Source organism: Variovorax sp. RTB1, assembly GCF_035018765.1.
GTDB lineage: Bacteria > Pseudomonadota > Gammaproteobacteria > Burkholderiales > Burkholderiaceae_C > Variovorax.
This window is the reverse complement of record NZ_JASJXG010000004.1, coordinates 188,942-206,165: the sequence shown is the minus strand read 5'-3', so window position 1 is coordinate 206,165 and position 17,224 is coordinate 188,942. Positions and strand designations below refer to the sequence as shown.

Below are 17,224 nucleotides of genomic sequence, written 5' to 3'. Positions count from 1 at the left end.
GACGTCATCACGTCAGCGGTTGGGTTCATCCCAGGAAGCAGAGGCGCGAAGCAACCGATCGAGATCGCGCTTGGCACGCGTGGCGCCTTGCGTATCCATGCTCGCCGGAAAACGCATCATCCAGTTGCCCATCGGATCGACTACGTAAAGATGCTCGCTCAAGCCATGCCCGGCACCCGGTACCAGCCATTGCGCCAGCTCGGCGGCGGGCAAGCGAAGAACCGTCGCGCCGCGGAGTCCATTGTCGAGACGCTCTGGAATCGGCGCCGTATCGCTCACGAGCCAAACCCGGTCGAGGCGGTCTTTTTCGCGACCAAGGCCTTCGCGCATCTGGCGTTGCAAGTAGAGCTGCTGCTCGCACAAAGAATTGCACGCTGCATCAGCCACGGCAACGAGCAACCACTGCCCCTTGAGAGTCTGCAGGTCGACGCGCGCACCGTCACGCCCGGTTGCACTGAATGCAGGCAGCGGCTGCTGCGGATCGATCAGTTCGCCGTAAACGCTACGGCCTTCCGGCCGGACCACGTAATAAGTGAAGTAAGACGCGACGATCGGTGCGGCACAGCACAGCATGACTGCGATCATCTTCCAGCGCCCCTTGACCGTGCGGCGCGCGCCGTCGCCTTCCGGCTGCTGCGGCGAAGGCATCGAATGCACGGTGAGCGACAACGGTTCGTCAGCCATGCGGTGCACGACTGGTTTTGCGCCAGGGGGCGATGAGTTGAAACCAGACATAGAGAAGTGCGACAAGGGCCGAAAGGGCGAACCACTGAAATGCGTAGCCGTAGTGCCGTTCGATTCCCAGCGCCGGCGCCGGCCAATCGCGCTGCAATCCTTCGGAAGCCGACCCGGACTGCTGCAGCGAGAGATCGGTGCGGAGCGGCAACCCGGTTTCGACGCGAAACGCTTCAAGATCTAGATTCTGCCGGATCGCATAAGACCCTTCGGGCGCTGCCATGGCAGCGGCGGCAACCGATGGGGAGGCGACAGCCGATGCGGTACCGGAAGCGCTTGAACTGGCCGCAGCAGACGAAGCGGCCGCATCAGGTGGCACCACAACAGCGCTCTTGCCAAGTTCCAGTAAATGCGACGGCGGCGGCGCGATGCGCCCGACCACTTCCACCAGGCCGGCAGGCGTTTGCACTGGCTGCAGTTGCGTACGGTTCTGGAAGTTGCGCTGGATCCAGCCGCGCTGCACCATGACTGTCTGATTGCTGCCCTCCAATGCAAAAGGTGTCAGCACATAGAAGCCAGGCACGCCGTGCATCTGCCGGTTGTCGAGATAGACGGTTTGGGCTCCGAGCCACAGGCCGCGCAACCGCACGGGCCGCAGCATCTCGTCAGAACCCTTGTCGGTCGACAGAAACGTCTGTTGATCGAGCTCTGGGCGCCGGCTCTGCGCCTCGCTTTCGGCCTGCATCGCTTCTTTTTGCGCTGCGCGCGACAGTTGCCAGCGCCCGAGCGACGCCGTCGCGGCAATGGTCAGGATGGCTGCGATGGCGATGACCCAGAAACGGCCTCTCCGTGCGCCTTTCCACTCCTCGCTGGAGCGGGTGGGGGCAGCGCGACCGCTAGTCTGCCCGCGCATATCGGCATCGTGGTCTGGATCGCCGTTCAGCACGGGAGAAGGGCTGGTCGGCCGATAATGTGAGTCATGAAATATGTCATCGCCTTGGCGTTCGTGGGCATCCTGGCGAGCTTGGGATTTGCGCTGTTCTTCATGCTGAAGGACGGTCGCGACGGCAGAGCCAAGGGGGGCGGCATGGTGCGCGCCCTGACTGTTCGGATCGGCCTCTCGGTGGTTTTGTTCCTGTGCATTCTGATTGCCTGGAAACTCGGGTACATCCAGCCAGGGGGACTGCCGGTCGGCAAGTAGGTCTTGCCGGCGAGCATCGCCGCTGTTGATACACCACGCCCATGAAAAAAGCGCCTTGCGGCGCTTTTTTGCTGTGCCGTCGTTACCCGTCAAAGCCAATAGACCAACGTGTAGAGGCCCAGCCAGACAACGTCCACGAAATGCCAGTACCAAGCGGCGCCCTCGAAGCCGAAATGGCGCTCTGGCGTGAAATGCCCTGAGCGAAGGCGCAGCGTGATGAACAGCAGCATCAACATGCCGATGAAAACATGCAGCCCGTGAAAACCGGTCAACATGAAGAAAGTCGAGCCATAGGCGCCGGAACTCAGCTTGAGGTTCAGCTCGGTATACAGATGGTGGTACTCGTAGCCTTGCACGCCCAGGAACAGCACCCCGAGCAGCACCGTTACCCACATGAAGCGGATGCATTGGGCGCGATGACCGGCGCGCAACGCATGGTGGGCGATGGTGAGGGTCACGCCGGAAGTCAGCAGCAGCGCGGTGTTGATCGTGGGCAGCCAGAACGGCCCGACAGTCTGAAAAGGCTCGACGAGATCGGCAGGAGCGCCGGTTGCGCCCGCAGCCATGCTGGGCCACACCGCTTTGAAGTCAGGCCACAGCAGCGCATTGTCCAAGCTGCCCAGCGCCGGAAGCGCGTGCGTGCGCGCCCACCACAGCGCCGTAAAGAAAGCGCCGAAGAACATCACTTCCGAAAAAATGAACCAGCTCATGCTCCAGCGGAAGGACAAGTCAACCTTGTGGCCGTACTGGCCGCTTTCGCTCTCCGCGATGGATTCGCGAAACCAGACGAACAGCGTGGCCAACCAGATCACCATGCCCATGGCGAGGACGTAAGCGCCCCACTCATGGCTGTTGATCCATTGCGTCGCGCCGAAGATCACGAACAGCAGGCCGAGTGAGGCCATGACCGGATAGCCCGAAGGCCCGGGCACGAAATAGTAGGGCGTGGTGCCGTGCGTGGTTGAGCTCATATCAGGTCCTGGCTTTTTCTCTCGATTCAAATTCTTATGAAAGTGGCGCCTCAGGGCGCGACCACGAAGCGCACCACCAAGATCAGGCCGCCGACAAAGACGATCACGCCCGCAAAGGCCACGACGATGATGTGCAAGGGGTTCAGCTTGGCCAAATCTTCCTGGTAGGCACTGTTCTTCCGAACGCCGAAGAATGACCAACCCACCGCCTTGATGGTGCCCAGGAGTGAACCTTTACGCGGCTGCGGCGGTGCTTTCACGAATTGGGCCCCAGCGAAATGGGGGCCGTAGCCACCGGTGCAGGTGGCGTCTTGCCACCCACTTCGAAGAAGGTATAGGACAACGTGATCGTCTTCACGTCCTTCGAGATCTTCGGATCGATAACGAAAGCGACTGGCCATTGCTTTTTTTCGCCCGGCTCCAACGTGTACTGATTGAAGCAAAAGCATTCGAGCTTGTTGAAATACTGGGCCGCTTGCTGTGGCGCATAGCTTGGAATAGCCTGCGCAGCCATACGCCGGTTTTGCGAATTCTGGAACTCGTACATCACAGTGTTCAATTCACCCGGATGGACCACCAGTGAATTGAGTGCGGGCTTGAATTCCCACAGTCCTCGCGCGTTGGCGTCGAACTCGACCGTGATGGTGCGGCTTTTGTCGACCTGCGTATTGTCGGGCAAGCGTACGTCGGCGCCTCCAGTGGCGCCACCGGGAACCCTGAGTTCGGCGACTGCCAGCACGTTGATTCCCGTGACCTCACAGATCGTTCGGTACAAAGGCACCAGTGCATAGCCGAACGCGAACATGCCAACTGCGATCACGGCCAGCTTGCCGACCATACGTGCATTTTCGCGGCGGGTGCGTAGCGGCAAGCCCATACGTCCTTCAGCGGCTGAACCACACCATGCGAACGATGAAACCCACGAAGAAAAGCACCGCGATGGAGGCCAGGGTCAGGCCCATCCTGCGGTTGTTCTTCTTTTGTTCAGGCGTCATGGTGCGGACAGATCAGGCCAAGATGCGGGTGGCGGTCGGATCAAGCCGCGGAGGCGTTTCGAAGGTATGGAATGGCGCAGGAGAAGGCACTTCCCACTCGAGTCCTTCAGCGCCTTCCCACGGTTTTTGCGTGGCCTTCTCGCCTTTGCCGCGCATGACAGGCAGCACGACGAAGAAGAAGAAGTAGACCTGCGCAAAACCGAAGAAGAATGCACCGACCGACGCCACAGCATTGAAATCAGCGAATTGCATCGGGTAGTCAGCATAGCGTCGAGGCATGCCCGCGAGACCGAGAAAATGCATCGGGAAGAAGGTAACGTTGAACGAGATCAGCGACCACCAGAAGTGGATCTTGCCGCGCGTCTCGCTGTACATCACGCCTGTCCATTTCGGGCTCCAGTAATAGAAGCCGGCGAACATGGCGTACAAGGAGCCGGCCACGAGAACGTAGTGGAAATGCGCAACGACGTAGTACGTATCGTGAAGCTGGATGTCGATGGGGGCGACCGCGAGGATCAGCCCACTGAAACCGCCCATCGTGAAGACGAAGATGAAGCCGACCGCGAACAACATCGGTGTCTCGAAGCTCATCGAGCCCTGCCACATGGTCGCGATCCAGTTGAACACCTTGACCGCTGTCGGCACCGCGATCAACATCGTCGCGTACATGAAGAACAACTGCCCTGTCAACGGCATGCCCGAAGTGAACATGTGGTGCGCCCACACGATAAACGACAGGATGGCGATCGACGAGGTCGCGTACACCATCGAGGCGTAACCGAAGAGCCGCTTGCGGGCAAAAGCCGGCACTATCTGGCTGACGATGCCGAAGGCCGGCAAGATCATGATGTAGACCTCGGGGTGACCGAAGAACCAGAAGATGTGCTGGTACATCACCGGATCACCGCCGCCAGCGGGGTTGAAGAAGCTTGTCCCGAAGTGCCGATCGGTCAACGTCATGGTGATCGCGCCGGCCAGCACAGGCATTACGGCGATCAGCAGGTAGGCCGTGATGAGCCACGTCCAGCAGAACATCGGCATCTTCATCAGCGTCATGCCGGGGGCGCGCATGTTGAGAATCGTCACGATGATGTTGATCGATCCCATGATCGAAGAGGCACCCATGATGTGCATCGCGAAGATGCCGGCGTCCATCGATGGGCCCATCTGCAACGTCAGTGGCGCGTACAGAGTCCAACCGGTCGACGGCGCTCCACCCGGCATGAAAAAGGAACTGACCAGCATGAGCGAGGCAGGGATCAGCAGCCAGAAGCTGAAATTGTTCATGCGCGCGAAGGCCATGTCCGAAGCGCCGATCTGCAGTGGCACCATCCAGTTGGCGAACCCCACGAACGCCGGCATGATCGCGCCGAAAACCATGATCAGACCGTGCATGGTCGTGAACTGATTGAACAATTCCGGATTAAGGAACTGCAGTCCAGGCTGAAACAGCTCAGCGCGGATCAGCAGCGCGAGCACGCCGCCGATCATGAACATCGTCAGGCTGAACAACAGGTACAGCGTCCCGATGTCCTTGTGGTTGGTGGCAAACACCCAGCGGCGCCAGCCGACTGGCGCTCCGTGATGTTCGTCGTGCCCATGGTCGTCGTGGCCGGCCGCGTGGCCGTGGGGATCGAGGACTGCGCTCATGAAATCTTCCTTGGCAATTCGGGGATCGGCCGGCTTACTTGCCGCGCTGCGCCAGCACTTCGGCCGGCTGGACCAACTGCCCTGTCTTGTTCGACCAGGTGTTCTTGGTGTATGTGATGACGGAGGCGATGTCGGTGTCGCTCAGCTTGGCCCATGACGGCATCGCGCCGTTGTTCTGACCCTTCAGCAATACTTGAATCTGAATCGCGTGATCAGGATTCAGCACCTTTTCGTCGCCGTCGAGCGCCTTGATCGGGCCGGCGCCTTTGCCATTGGCCTGATGGCAAGCAGCACAGTTGCCCGCGTAGACCTTTTCGCCGCGCGCCAGCATGTCGGGCAAGGTCCAGACCTTGGTCGGATCGTCGAGCTTGGCCGCCGCTTCTTTCTTCTTGCCGGCAACCCAGGTGGAGTAGTCCGCTGCCGAGACCACTTTCACATGAATGGGCATGTACGAGTGCTCTTTGCCACAGAGCTTGGCACACTGCCCGTAGTAGTCGCCCACCTCTTGCGCACGAAACCACGTATCCCGCACGAAGCCCGGAATTGCGTCCTGCTGGATTCCGAGCGACTGCACTGCGAACGCGTGGATCACGTCCTCCGCCGTCGTGATGATCCGGACCTTCTTGTCGACCGGAACGACCAGCGGGTTGTCGACTTTCAGCAGATAGTCGGCCGGCGGCGCTTCCCCGTTCGGGCCCTTGGCGCCGTTGTTGGACATGGCACGGTGCGAACTGTCTAGCGTCGAGATGAAGGCGAGGCCTTCGCCCTCCCCCTTGATGTAGTCGTAGCCCCACTTCCACTGGTAGCCGGTCGTCTTGATCGTGAGATCGGCGTTGGTCGTGTCTTTCTGGGCGACAAGCACTTTGGTGGCGGGCAGTGCCATTACGATCACGATGAGGAAAGGAACGATAGTCCAGATGACTTCGACCACCACCGACTCATGAAAGTTGGCCGCCTTGTGTCCTGCCGCTTTCCGGTGCTTCCAGATCGAATAGAACATGATCGCGAAAACGGCCACGAAGATGACGGTGCACAGCACCATCATTGCGTTGTGCAGAAAGTACTGTTCCTGGGCGATCTTGGTCACGCCGACCGGCAAATTGAGCTGGCGAACGGAAGGGCCGCCAGCCAGATCGCTGACTGCATGTGCCGCGCCGCTGAACGCCGCGCCGGCCGCCAGCAGCAGATTCGCCGGCTTGTACTTTTTGCGCCAATTGCTCTTCATCGTGTTCACTTCTTGAAAACCAGTTAACCCTGTGACCGCATGTCGATGCCCGCTTGCGCACGCCTGCCTATTCAGGCGCTGCGCAATGCCATGCGAATCTCGCGCGCCAGCGCCGCGCGCAGCTCGGGGCGCACATAGCGCCCCACCCTGACCGAACGACCTTGTCCTGAAACTTCGATCAGCGAGCGGTCGCCCGCCTGCGGCTCGATCCGTACTTGATGCGGCAAAAATTCTGCCCGCTCATAGTGGCCGCCGTTCTCCAGTTCGACCACCAGCCGGCCACCCTGCAAGGCAATCTTTTCTCCGTCGGTCGCATGCCGCGCATACAGCATGAAAGCAACGCCGACCGCTGTCAGTTCGAGCCACGCGAACGGCAACACCAGAGGCGCCCCGTTGACCCAAAACACCGTGCCGATGCCGAGCGAAATTACGCACAGCGACGCATAGAGCCAGCCGAGCTGGCTCGGCGTGACCGAGCAATTGCGCTTCAAAAACCAGTGGATGCTCTGGCCTGAAACAGTGGCAAATCGAAACACGGAATTCGTCAAGGGGCGAGTTCGGCAAATCGGTGCGCCGCGACTGTCAGACCGATGTCCGATTAGCCTCGATCACGGGCCAATTCCCGCGAGTTCACGCATCGGCGGATTGTAGCGGGTGGTTTGTGCGCTAATCCCATCAGCCCGGCCGTCCGCGCTGCAGCATGGTGCGCATCTCGCGCAACGAAACCGCGCTTTCGGACGAAAGCGAAACGCGTGGAGTCGGCTTGAAGGCATGGCCGTAGATGATCTCGAAGGTCAGCGTGATGCGCCCTTCGTTTTCGGCGATGCCATGCAATTCGCTTAAAGCATCGCCCAGCCGCCTGCGCCAGCCTTTGCCGCGCAATTGTGCAAACCGCGCAGGATGCAGGTTGCGCCCGAGCGTGCGAAGTTCGGCCAGCGCCGCCTCCGGTGTGGCCCAAGTCAGCACGATGCGCTCCATGTCCATGACAGGCTCGGCAAATCCAGCGCCGACCAGCATGTCACCCCAGTCGTGCATGTCGGTGAACTCATGGCCGGCTGGCGGCCAGCCATGGCGTGCATAGAGGGCACGAAGCTCATGCACCGTGTCGGGGCCGAAACACGAAAACATGAGGAAGCCGTTGGTGGCGACCGAACGATGCCATTCGCCGATGAGCGCTTGCGGATCGGCCGCCATATGCAGCGCCATGTTGGCCCATAGCAAATCGACGCCAGTCTCAGGCAAGCTATCGAATCGCGCGGCGCCGCCCTGCCAGCGGCGCGCGTTCCACCAGGGGACCGACACGGCCGCGGCGGTTCGCTCGACCAGCCCGCGCTCCTGCTCCACGACATAGGAAGCCGCCTTGGGATAGCGCTTCGACACCAGTGCGTGCGCCTCGAGCCCACCGTGCAGCGGCGACCAGTCGGCCCACGTCGCGGGCTGCGCCTTGATCCACTGCAATCGGTCCTCCATGCGTCGACCGATTTCTTCATGCAGCCAGGGCGATCCTTCTGCGGGAACCCAGCGCAACCAGCGTGCTGCCGCCGCGGGGTCGATGGTCGGCGGGCGTCGTTCGGGAGCAGTGGACATGGGTCGGCCAGTATATTGAGCGATGTCCGGCCCTTGGCTCGCAGGCCTTTTGCGGCCGATCTCTTCATTGCGTCCTGCCTGGCTCGAGCATCTGCCGAGCCAGTGCGCGGTGTGCCGCGCGTGGCCGTCGCGTCGCATGTGCGATGACTGCGTGATGCGCTTCGCGCCGCCGACGCTGCGTTGCCGGACCTGTGCGTCGCCGCTGCCCGATGGCCTTTCGCAGTGCGGCGACTGCGTAAAGCAGGCCCCGCCGCTCGATGCTTGCATGGCTGCGTGCGCCTACGTCTGGCCCTGGCCGGAATGCATCGCGCAGTTCAAGTTCAGAGGAGACGCCGGCTGGGCTGCTCCGCTCGCGACCTTGATGCGCAGCACACCTTGGGTCGAGCCGGCGCTCGATGCGTGCGACCTGGTGCTGCCGATGCCGCTGTCGCGCGAACGGCTGCGCGAGCGCGGTTTCAATCAGGCGTACGAACTGGCCTGTCGCCTGGCGCCCAAAAGGAAATGCGACGCGACCTTGCTGCTACGCACGCGTGAAACGACGGCGCAGAGCGGACTGACGCGCGCCGAGCGGCTGCGCAACCTTCAAGGCGCTTTCGCGTTGGAGCCCCTGCGCGCGACGGCGGTGCAAGGCAAGCGCATCGTGCTCGTCGACGATGTGATGACCAGTGGCGCATCGATGTTCTCGGCGGCGCAGGTTCTGCGAACGGCCGGCGCGGCGCACATCACGGCCGTCGTGCTGGCGCGCACCGATCCGCCTAGCTGATCGGCAGACCTTCGGGTGTCGCGCCCGTTGCGACAATGCGTGGATGTTTCATATCGTCCTGGTCGAGCCCGAGATTCCACCCAACACCGGCAATGTGATTCGCCTTGCCGCCAACACCGGCTGCATGCTGCATCTGGTCGAGCCGCTGGGGTTTTCCATGGATGACCGGCTGCTGCGCCGTGCCGGACTGGACTATCACGAGTACGCCGAAGTGCGCCGCTACGCCGGCTGGCAGCAATTGCTCGACAGCGAATCACCACCGCCCGATCGCATGTTCGCGCTCACGACGCGCGGCAGCCGTCCGGTCCATGAGGTGGCATTTGCAGACGGCGACTGGCTGGTGTTCGGTTCGGAAACCAAGGGACTCGACCCCGGATTGCGCGAGTCATTCCCCCAAGCGCAGCGACTGCGGCTGCCGATGCGAGAAGGCCAGCGCAGCCTGAACTTATCGAACGCGGTGGCAGTGACCGTGTTCGAAGCCTGGCGACAGATCGGGTTCAGATAACCCGATCTGCGCTGCATTACTTGTAGCGACGCACCACCGACTCGGCCACGCACGCCGGCTTGGGCGAGCCTTCCAGCTCGATCGTCGTTTCCCAGGTCATCTGCAGACCGTCGTTGGCAATCGGCTCCGATGTCAGAAGCTTCATGCGCCCGCGCAGCCGACCGCCGACAGGCACAGGCGCCATGAAGCGGACGCGATTCAAACCGTAGTTCACGCCCATGCGCGACTCGGTCACTTCGAAAGCCGCTTCGTAGAACTTCGGCAACATCGACAGCGTGAGAAAGCCGTGCGCGATCGGCCCGCCGAAAGGTCCAGCCTTGGCGCGCTCAACATCGACGTGAATCCACTGATGGTCGCCCGTCGCGTCAGCGAACCGATTCACCTGCTCCTGCGTCACGGTGATCCAGTCGCTCACCGCGACCTCCTGGCCAACGCAGTCGGCAAGATCCTGAAGGGTCTGGAATGTTTTCATGGCGGCACTCTAGCGCCGCGTCGGTCGGCGCGGCTGTCTGAAGCGTGACAGGGCTTGCCCCGATTGCGCTATGTTCGCGAGATGAGCTCAACCACCGCAACGGCTTCGAAGTCGCCCACCATTTATTTGCTGGCGGCGCATCCGCACTGGCGCGACTCGCGCGTCAATCGGCAGCTGGTGCGAGCCGCCCGCGGCGTCGAAGGAGTCGAAGTCAACGACCTCTACGACAGCTATCCCGACTATGCGATCGACGTCGAAGCCGAGCAAGCCAAGCTCGCTCGCGCCGATCTGGTCGTGCTCATGCATCCGATCCACTGGTATTCGATGCCGCCGCTTCAGAAGCTCTGGCTCGACGAGGTCTTGAGCTACGGCTGGGCTTATGGCACCGGAGGCACCGCGCTGGTTGGCAAGGACTTGTGGCTGGTCGCCACCACCGGCGGCCCTGAAGAGAGCTACCACCCGCAGAGCTACAACCGCTATTTCTTCGACGCGTTTTTGCCGCCCTATGAGCAGACCGGCGTCCTCTGCGGCATGCGCTTTTTGCCGCCGCTCATATTGCACGGCGCCCGCAGCGCAAGCGACGACGAGGTCCAGTCGCATGTCCAGACTTTCTCCGAGCGACTGGGCAGCTTTCCGAACTGGCCCGAGATCGACGCGCTCGGCGATTGCCCAACCTGCGTGGTACCGCCGACCGACCGGCCGCAAGAGGATGAGGATGCAGCGGCGATGTCGCGCGAATTCGGCAAGGCGCTGAGCAATGTTCCCGCTGCCATGTCCGGCACGGCAGAAAGCGCCTGAGCATGGAACACGCACCGGTCTGGCTGACGAGCAGCCTCATCTATCTGGGCGCCGCCGTATTGGTGGTGCCGCTTTCCAAAGCGCTGGGCCTCGGTTCGATCATCGGCTACCTGGTGGCGGGCATTGCCATCGGCCCCTGGGGACTCGGACTGGTGTCGAGCGTCGAGGACGTGCTGCACTTTGCCGAATTCGGCGTCGTGTTGATGCTCTTTCTGGTTGGGCTCGAACTGGAGCCCAAGCGGCTCTGGAACTTGCGACGACCGATCTTCGGCTGGGGCCTGGCGCAGGTCGCGAGCTGCGCCGTCGTGCTCTTCGGTATCGGCTGGTTGGCCGGCGCCGAATGGCGTGTCGCGCTGGTCGCCGCGCTGGGGCTCGCGTTGTCGTCCACCGCCATCGCCTTGCAGGTTTTCGGCGAGCGCAACCTGCTGAAGACCAGCAGCGGCCAGGCCGGCTTTTCGATCCTGCTGTTCCAGGACGTGGCCGCCATTCCGATCCTCGCGCTGCTGCCGTTGCTGGCCGGCGCTGCCGCTGGTGCACAGCAAGTGACAGGCCTCGACCGGCTCTTCGAAGGCCTGAAGATCGTCGGCGTGATCGCCGGCATCGTGTTGGGCGGCCGGCTCGCGTTGCGCCCCTTGCTGCGCTGGATCGCCCGCAGCAAAACGCCCGAAATCTTTACTGCCACCGCGCTGCTGTTGGTCGTCGCCATCGCGGCGCTGATGCAGTTCGTCCACCTGTCGATGGCCCTCGGCGCCTTCTTGGCCGGCGTGCTGCTGGCAGAAAGCGAATACCGACGCGAGCTCGAGACCGACATCGAGCCCTTCAAAGGCTTGCTGCTCGGACTCTTCTTCATCGCAGTGGGTATGTCGATCAACTTCGGCGTGTTGATCGCGCAGCCGCTGATGATGGCTTTGCTGGTCGTCGGCTTCATGGTCGTCAAGCTGGTGGTGATCTACGCGCTCGCCAAGGCGATGGGTATCCCGTACCAGCAGCGACCCGTGTTCACGTTGCTGCTGGCGCAGGGCGGCGAGTTCGCCTTCGTGGTGTTCCAGGCGGCCGGGCCCAACGTGTTGCCACCGGAAGTGACGTCGCTCCTCATCGGCGCGGTCGCGTTGTCGATGTTGTTGTCTCCATTGCTGCTGGTCGCAATCGACAAGTGGGTGCTACCCCGTTACAACGAATACGCGAAGAACGCAGGGCCGAAGATCGACGAAATTTCCGAGCAGCAGGAGCCCAAAGTGCTGATCCTCGGGTTCGGCCGCTACGGCCAGATCATTGGCCGCATGCTGTGGTCGCAAGGCCTGCCGCTCACCGTGCTCGATCACGATTCGGACACGGTCGAAGGCCTTCGTGAGTTCGGTTTCAGGGTGTTCTACGGCGACGCCACGCGGCTCGACCTGTTGCGCACAGCTGGCGCCGCCACGGCGCGGGTGGTGGTCGTGGCGGTCGACGACATCGAACAGTCGCTCACCATCGTCGACTTGTTGCGCGAGCACTTTCCCCAAGCCCGTGTGGTGGCCCGCGCACGCAACCTCAGGCACTTGTACCAATTGCGCGATCGCGGCGTGGAACACATCGAGCGCGAAGTGTTCGAGTCATCCCTGCGCAGCGCGCGCGCCACTCTTGAAGGGCTCGGCTGGCCGGCGTACGAAGCACGCGAAACGGCAATGCGGTTTCGCGCCCGGAACATCAAACTGATGGACGCGACCTATCCGCACTACAAGGACCGGGCCAAGGTGATCGCCGTGGCCAAGGAAGGCCGTCAGCAGTTCGAAGAACAGATGACGAAGGAACGCGAGGAGCGGCAGAAGCGGTCGGGAGTCGACTGGGGCAAGCTGGAATCGGAGGAAGAGCAGAGCTTGCCCTGAGGGATCCGGGACTGCGCGGACCGATCAGCGCACAGGGGCCCTCAGCTGGCAACCGCCTGATCCAGCCTCAACAACCGCACCGCATTCCCCTTCAAGATCCCCGGCACCACTTCCGGCTTGAACCCCGCCCCTTCGAAGTCTTTCAGCCACTTGTCGGGGGTGATGAGCGGGTAGTCGCTGGCAAAAAGAATCCGGTCTTTGAGCAGCGTGTTGGCGTATTGCACCAACTGCTTGGGAAAATACTTCGGGCTCCAGCCAGACAGGTCGATCCACACGTTGGGCTTGTGCGTCGCCACGCTCAATGCTTCGTCTTGCCACGGAAAACTTGGGTGCGCCATGACGATCTGCATGTCCGGAAAGTCGATGGCCACATCGTCCAGATGCATCGGGTTGCTGTACTCCAGGCGCAGTCCGCCACCGCAACGCATGCCCGAGCCGATGCCGCTGTGACCGGTGTGAAAAACGGCGGGCAAGCCGTACTCAGCAATGATTTCGTACAGCGGCCACGCCATCTTGTCGTACGGGTGAAACGCTTGCATCGTCGGGTGAAACTTGAAGCCCTTCACACCATAGTCTTCGATCAGTCGGCGTGCCTCGCGCGCGCCCATTTTTCCCTTGTGCGGATCGATGCTGGCGAAGGCAATCATGATGTCGCTGTTCTTCTGCGCAGCCTCGGCGATCTCTTCATTCGGGATGCGCCGGCGACCGGTGTTGGACTCGGCGTCGACCATGAACATCACCAGCCCGATCTTGCGTTCGCGGTAGTGGTCGATGCTCTCCTGGATGGTCGGCCGCTTGCCCGCCTTGAAGTACTTGTCTGCGGCGCGGTCGTACTCCTCGCCGTAGTTGTCGAACGGGTTCCAGCAGCTGATTTCGGCGTGCGTATGGGTGTCGATGGCAACGAGGTTGGCGTGGTCCATGGCGCTGTCTCCTATTTGTGGTCGGGCTGAGGGTAAGTCCCAATGTCGAGGTCGACTTTGCGCCTTGAATTGGTTATCTTGCATAACCATAATCGAAGCCAACACGGATTGCAATCATGACTCACCCCGATCTCCAGCTAGAAATCCTCGACGACGTCGCCGTGGTTCGCCTCACACGCATCGCCAAGCGCAACGCGCTGTCCGACGGCCTCATCCTGGCCTTGCGCGACGCCTTCGAGAGCCTGCCCGACACGGTACGCGCCGCAGTCGTCGACGGCGAAGGTCCGCACTTCTGCGCCGGCCTCGATTTGAGCGAGCTGAAAGAGCGCGATGCCGGCCAGGGTATGAAGCATTCGCGCATGTGGCACGCCGCTCTCGAGCGCGTGCAATACGGGCCGGTTCCCGTCATCGCGGCACTGCACGGCGCGGTGGTCGGCGGTGGGCTCGAGCTGGCCAGCGCCTGCCACATCCGCGTGGCCGACACCTCGACCTTCTATGCGCTGCCCGAAGGCTCGCGCGGCATTTTTGTCGGCGGCGGCGGCTCGGTGCGCATCCCCAAGCTCATCGGCGTGGCCCGCATGACCGACATGATGCTCACGGGCCGCGTCTACAACGCCGAAGACGGCGAGCGCGTCGGCTTCGCGCAGTACCTGGTGCCCGAAGGCACCGCATTCGACAAGGCGCTCGAACTCGCCAGGCGCGTGGCCAAGAACGCGCCGCTCACCAACTACGCGCTGATGCACGCGCTGCCGCGTATCGCCGAACAACCGGCCGACCAGGGCTTCTTCACCGAAGCGCTGATCGCCGGCATTGCACAGAGCGCACCCGAAGCCAAGGAACGCGTGCGCGACTTCCTCGAAGGCCGCGCTGCCAAGGTCGCCAAGTCATGAGCACGGGCGCAGCCCCCAGATATCGTTCGCTCGCCTTCGGCGTCACGCGCGGGGTGCTGCGCGAAGGCGCATCGGGTACGCGTTACCTGAGCGCCGAAGCACCGTTGGTGGCAAGCGCAGAACGCATGACCGACCGACTCGTCCATTGGGCCGAAGTCGCGCCCGATCGCACCTTTGTCGCGCGCCGGGAGCGCAAGGCCGATGGCAGCACCGGCGCATGGCGTCATGTGACCTTTGCGGAGGCGCTGCAGCATGCGCGGCGCATCGGGCAGGCGCTGCTCGACCGTGGGTTGAGCGCCGATCGGCCGCTCGCCATCCTGAGCGAGAACGGCATCGAACACGCACTCCTCGCGCTGGGTGCGCTCTACGTCGGCGTGCCGCACTGCTCGGTGTCGCCGCCCTACTCCGTCGTCAGTCAGGACTTTGAAAAACTGCGCCACGTGCTCGACACGCTGACGCCCGGCCTGGTGTTCGCGAGCGATGCGGCACGCTTCGGCCGCGCCATCACCGCAGCGGTACCGGCCGACACCGAAGTCGTGCTGGGCGAAGGCTCGATCGAAGGGCGCGCTGCGCTGTCTTTCGCCGAGCTCGATGCCACCGTCGCAACGCCGGCGGTCGATGCCGCGATGCGCGCCACCGGGCCCGACACGATCGTCAAGTTCCTCTTCACCTCGGGCTCGACCAAGCTGCCGAAAGCGGTCATCAACACGCACCGCATGTGGTGCGCCAACCAGCAGCAGTTGCGCCAGTCGATTCCGGCGCTGGAAGACGAGCCGCCGGTGCTGATCGACTGGCTGCCGTGGAACCATACCTTCGGCGGCAACCACAACGTCGGCATCGTGCTGGCCAACGGCGGCACGCTCTACATCGACGACGGCAAGCCGACGCCGTCGGGCATGGCCGAGACGCTGCGCAACCTGCGCGAGATCGCGCCGACGATGTACTTCAACGTGCCGACCGGTTTCGAAGCCATCGCCAACGCGATGGAAACCGACACCGTCCTGCGCAAGAACCTGCTCTCGCGTGTGAAAATGTTTTTCTATGCCGGCGCCGCGCTGTCGCAGCCGATCTGGGACAGCCTGCATCGCACGCAGGAAGCCGAAGTCGGCGAGCGCATCGTGATGGGCACCGGGCTCGGCATGACCGAGTCGTCGCCCTTCGCGCTCTACATCACCAGTCCGCAGGTGTCGTCCGGCGATCTGGGTTTGCCGGCACCCGGCATCGACTTGAAGCTCGTCGAGGTCGACGGCAAGACCGAGGTGCGCTACCGCGGGCCGAACATCACGCCTGGCTACTGGCGCGCGCCCGAAGCCACCGCCGAAGCCTTCGATGAAGAAGGCTTCTTCTGCACCGGCGACGCGGTGACCTGGATCGACCCTGACGACATCCACAAGGGCCTGCGCTTCGACGGCCGCATCGCCGAAGACTTCAAGCTGGCGACGGGTACCTTCGTGAGCGTCGGCCCGCTGCGCGCGAAGATCATCGCGGCCGGCGCGCCGTACATCCAGGATGTGGTGCTGACCGGCATCAACCTGAAGGAAGTAGGCGCGCTGATCTTCCCGACGCAAGCCGTGCGCAAACTCGCCGGCTTGCCCGCCGATACGCCGATGCAAGACGTGCTGCAGAGCACGCCGGTGCAGACCTACTTTCAAGACGTGGTCGACACGCTCGCGCAACACGCGACCGGCAGTGCCAATCGCATCGCGCGGGCGCACCTCGTGTCCGTGCCGCCCTCGATCGACAAGGGCGAAGTGACCGACAAGGGATCCATCAACCAGCGCTCGGTGTTGAAGCATCGCGCTGTGGAGATCGAGGCGCTGCACACCGGCGCGCTGCCGTACACCTTGCGACCGACACCCCGAGGAGACAAGCAATGAAGATCGAAGGACAAGCCGCACTGGTCACGGGCGGCGCATCGGGCCTGGGCGAAGCGACCGCACGCGAGCTCGCGCGCCTGCGCGCCAAAGTCGCCGTGCTCGACCGCAACGCTGAACTCGCAGCGAGGGTCGCGGCCGAGATCGACAAAGAATTTGGAGAAGGCTGCGCCGTGGCGTGCGCCTGCGACATCACCGACACCGCGAGCGTGACCGCCGCGCTGGACAAGGCCGCTGCCGCGCACGGCCCGGCGCGCATCCTGATGAACGTCGCGGGCATCGGCAGTGCGAAACGCATCGTCGGCAAGGACGGCAATCCGGCGTCACTCGAAGACTTCGTGCGCGTGGTCAATATCAACCTGATCGGCGGCTACAACATGGCGCGGCTCTTCGCCGCGGCCTGCGCCAAGCTCGATCCACTCGACAACGGCGAGCGCGGGGTGATGCTCTTCACCGCTTCCGTCGCCGCCTTCGATGGCCAGGTCGGCCAGCAGGCTTACAGCGCATCGAAAGGTGGGCTGGTCGGCATGACCTTGCCGATGGCGCGCGACCTGGCGCAGCACGCCATCCGCGTGTGCACCATCGCGCCGGGCTTGTTCGCAACGCCGTTGCTGATGGAACTGCCCGAACCAGTGCAAAAATCGCTGGCTGCATCGATCCCGTTTCCGCCGCGGCTCGGCAAGCCTTCGGAGTTCGCCGAGCTCGCCTGTCACATCGTCACCAACGGCCACCTGAACGGCGAAGTGATTCGCCTCGACGGTGCGTTGCGAATGGCGCCGCGCTGAGATTGCGGCCACCCGCTTCTCATTCCAATTCGCTCCCTTAGAGACAGT

At 62.8% G+C, this 17,224-nt stretch carries 20 protein-coding genes; 8 read left to right on the top strand and 12 right to left on the bottom strand.

Annotated features, from left to right (window positions below; translation table 11 throughout):
* Positions 1-12: 12 nt before the first annotated feature.
* Both QN397_RS04885 and QN397_RS04880 read right to left on the bottom strand, forming a co-directional pair.
* Entirely contained in the window at positions 13-684 is a 672-nt protein-coding gene (locus tag QN397_RS04885) for an SCO family protein (protein ID WP_187053002.1), read from the bottom strand.
* The gene (locus QN397_RS04880) at positions 677-1,588 is read right to left on the bottom strand and encodes an SURF1 family protein (protein WP_416352304.1); all 912 of its coding nucleotides are present in this window, start codon (positions 1,586-1,588) and stop codon (positions 677-679) included. The genes QN397_RS04885 and QN397_RS04880 overlap by 8 nt, the downstream gene beginning before the upstream one ends.
* Before the next feature lie 66 nt (positions 1,589-1,654).
* On the opposite strand from QN397_RS04880, the gene QN397_RS04875 reads away from it, so the two are divergent.
* A complete protein-coding gene (locus QN397_RS04875) occupies positions 1,655-1,876 on the top strand; it encodes a twin transmembrane helix small protein (protein WP_323495637.1) in 222 nt (73 codons plus the stop codon).
* A gap of 89 nt (positions 1,877-1,965) precedes the next feature.
* On the opposite strand, the gene QN397_RS04870 is transcribed toward QN397_RS04875, so the two are convergent.
* From QN397_RS04870 to QN397_RS04835, 8 genes are all read right to left on the bottom strand, one after another.
* On the bottom strand, positions 1,966-2,847 hold the full coding sequence (locus tag QN397_RS04870) for a cytochrome c oxidase subunit 3 (protein ID WP_323495638.1): 882 nt from the start codon (positions 2,845-2,847) through the stop codon (positions 1,966-1,968).
* A 50-nt stretch (positions 2,848-2,897) separates the two neighbouring features.
* A complete protein-coding gene (locus tag QN397_RS04865; protein ID WP_323495639.1) occupies positions 2,898-3,107 on the bottom strand; it encodes a DUF2970 domain-containing protein in 210 nt (69 codons plus the stop codon).
* Entirely contained in the window at positions 3,104-3,724 is a 621-nt protein-coding gene (locus QN397_RS04860; RefSeq protein ID WP_416352143.1) for a cytochrome c oxidase assembly protein, read from the bottom strand. The genes QN397_RS04865 and QN397_RS04860 overlap by 4 nt, the downstream gene beginning before the upstream one ends.
* Before the next feature lie 7 nt (positions 3,725-3,731).
* Complete coding sequence (locus QN397_RS04855; RefSeq protein ID WP_222620422.1) at positions 3,732-3,842, bottom strand: cytochrome oxidase small assembly protein; 111 nt, start codon at positions 3,840-3,842, stop codon at positions 3,732-3,734.
* 12 nt (positions 3,843-3,854) lie between these two features.
* Positions 3,855-5,492, bottom strand: a complete 1,638-nt coding sequence (gene ctaD, locus QN397_RS04850) for a cytochrome c oxidase subunit I (RefSeq protein WP_187053007.1) — start codon at positions 5,490-5,492, stop codon at positions 3,855-3,857.
* A gap of 34 nt (positions 5,493-5,526) precedes the next feature.
* On the bottom strand, positions 5,527-6,717 hold the full coding sequence (coxB, locus tag QN397_RS04845; protein ID WP_323495641.1) for a cytochrome c oxidase subunit II: 1,191 nt from the start codon (positions 6,715-6,717) through the stop codon (positions 5,527-5,529).
* A 71-nt stretch (positions 6,718-6,788) separates the two neighbouring features.
* Positions 6,789-7,265: a DUF2244 domain-containing protein gene (locus tag QN397_RS04840; protein WP_187053009.1), complete on the bottom strand. Its 477-nt coding sequence runs from the start codon at positions 7,263-7,265 to the stop codon at positions 6,789-6,791.
* 127 nt (positions 7,266-7,392) lie between these two features.
* Positions 7,393-8,304: a biotin synthase gene (locus tag QN397_RS04835; protein ID WP_323495642.1), complete on the bottom strand. Its 912-nt coding sequence runs from the start codon at positions 8,302-8,304 to the stop codon at positions 7,393-7,395.
* Between the two features lie 22 nt (positions 8,305-8,326).
* Between QN397_RS04835 and QN397_RS04830 the strand changes: the two genes are divergently transcribed.
* Together QN397_RS04830 and QN397_RS04825 are read left to right on the top strand one after the other, a co-directional pair.
* Positions 8,327-9,067 (top strand): ComF family protein, encoded by a 741-nt coding sequence (locus QN397_RS04830; protein WP_323495643.1) that lies wholly within the window; start codon positions 8,327-8,329, stop codon positions 9,065-9,067.
* Between the two features lie 43 nt (positions 9,068-9,110).
* Entirely contained in the window at positions 9,111-9,572 is a 462-nt protein-coding gene (locus QN397_RS04825; RefSeq protein ID WP_323495644.1) for a tRNA (cytidine(34)-2'-O)-methyltransferase, read from the top strand.
* 16 nt (positions 9,573-9,588) lie between these two features.
* Here the strand turns inward: QN397_RS04825 and QN397_RS04820 are convergent, their stop codons facing one another.
* Entirely contained in the window at positions 9,589-10,044 is a 456-nt protein-coding gene (locus QN397_RS04820) for a MaoC family dehydratase (RefSeq protein ID WP_323495645.1), read from the bottom strand.
* A gap of 81 nt (positions 10,045-10,125) precedes the next feature.
* On the opposite strand from QN397_RS04820, the gene QN397_RS04815 reads away from it, so the two are divergent.
* Together QN397_RS04815 and kefC are read left to right on the top strand one after the other, a co-directional pair.
* Entirely contained in the window at positions 10,126-10,842 is a 717-nt protein-coding gene (locus QN397_RS04815; RefSeq protein ID WP_187053014.1) for an NAD(P)H-dependent oxidoreductase, read from the top strand.
* Positions 10,843-10,844: 2 nt separating this feature from the next.
* Positions 10,845-12,707 (top strand): glutathione-regulated potassium-efflux system protein KefC, encoded by a 1,863-nt coding sequence (gene kefC, locus QN397_RS04810; RefSeq protein WP_323495646.1) that lies wholly within the window; start codon positions 10,845-10,847, stop codon positions 12,705-12,707.
* Positions 12,708-12,748: 41 nt separating this feature from the next.
* On the opposite strand, the gene QN397_RS04805 is transcribed toward kefC, so the two are convergent.
* Positions 12,749-13,627, bottom strand: coding sequence for an amidohydrolase family protein (locus tag QN397_RS04805; RefSeq protein WP_323495647.1), 879 nt, complete (start codon positions 13,625-13,627; stop codon positions 12,749-12,751).
* Between the two features lie 116 nt (positions 13,628-13,743).
* On the opposite strand from QN397_RS04805, the gene QN397_RS04800 reads away from it, so the two are divergent.
* From QN397_RS04800 to QN397_RS04790, 3 genes are read left to right on the top strand one after another with little or no spacing between them, the layout of a single operon-like run.
* Positions 13,744-14,517, top strand: coding sequence for a crotonase/enoyl-CoA hydratase family protein (locus QN397_RS04800; RefSeq protein ID WP_323495648.1), 774 nt, complete (start codon positions 13,744-13,746; stop codon positions 14,515-14,517).
* Positions 14,514-16,394 carry a feruloyl-CoA synthase gene (locus tag QN397_RS04795; protein ID WP_323500215.1) on the top strand — a complete coding sequence of 627 codons (1,881 nt, stop codon included), beginning with the start codon at positions 14,514-14,516 and terminating at the stop codon, positions 16,392-16,394. The genes QN397_RS04800 and QN397_RS04795 overlap by 4 nt, the downstream gene beginning before the upstream one ends.
* Positions 16,391-17,176 carry an SDR family NAD(P)-dependent oxidoreductase gene (locus QN397_RS04790; protein WP_323500214.1) on the top strand — a complete coding sequence of 262 codons (786 nt, stop codon included), beginning with the start codon at positions 16,391-16,393 and terminating at the stop codon, positions 17,174-17,176. Before QN397_RS04795 ends, QN397_RS04790 begins: the two co-directional genes overlap by 4 nt.
* The last annotated feature ends 48 nt before the right edge of the window (positions 17,177-17,224 follow it).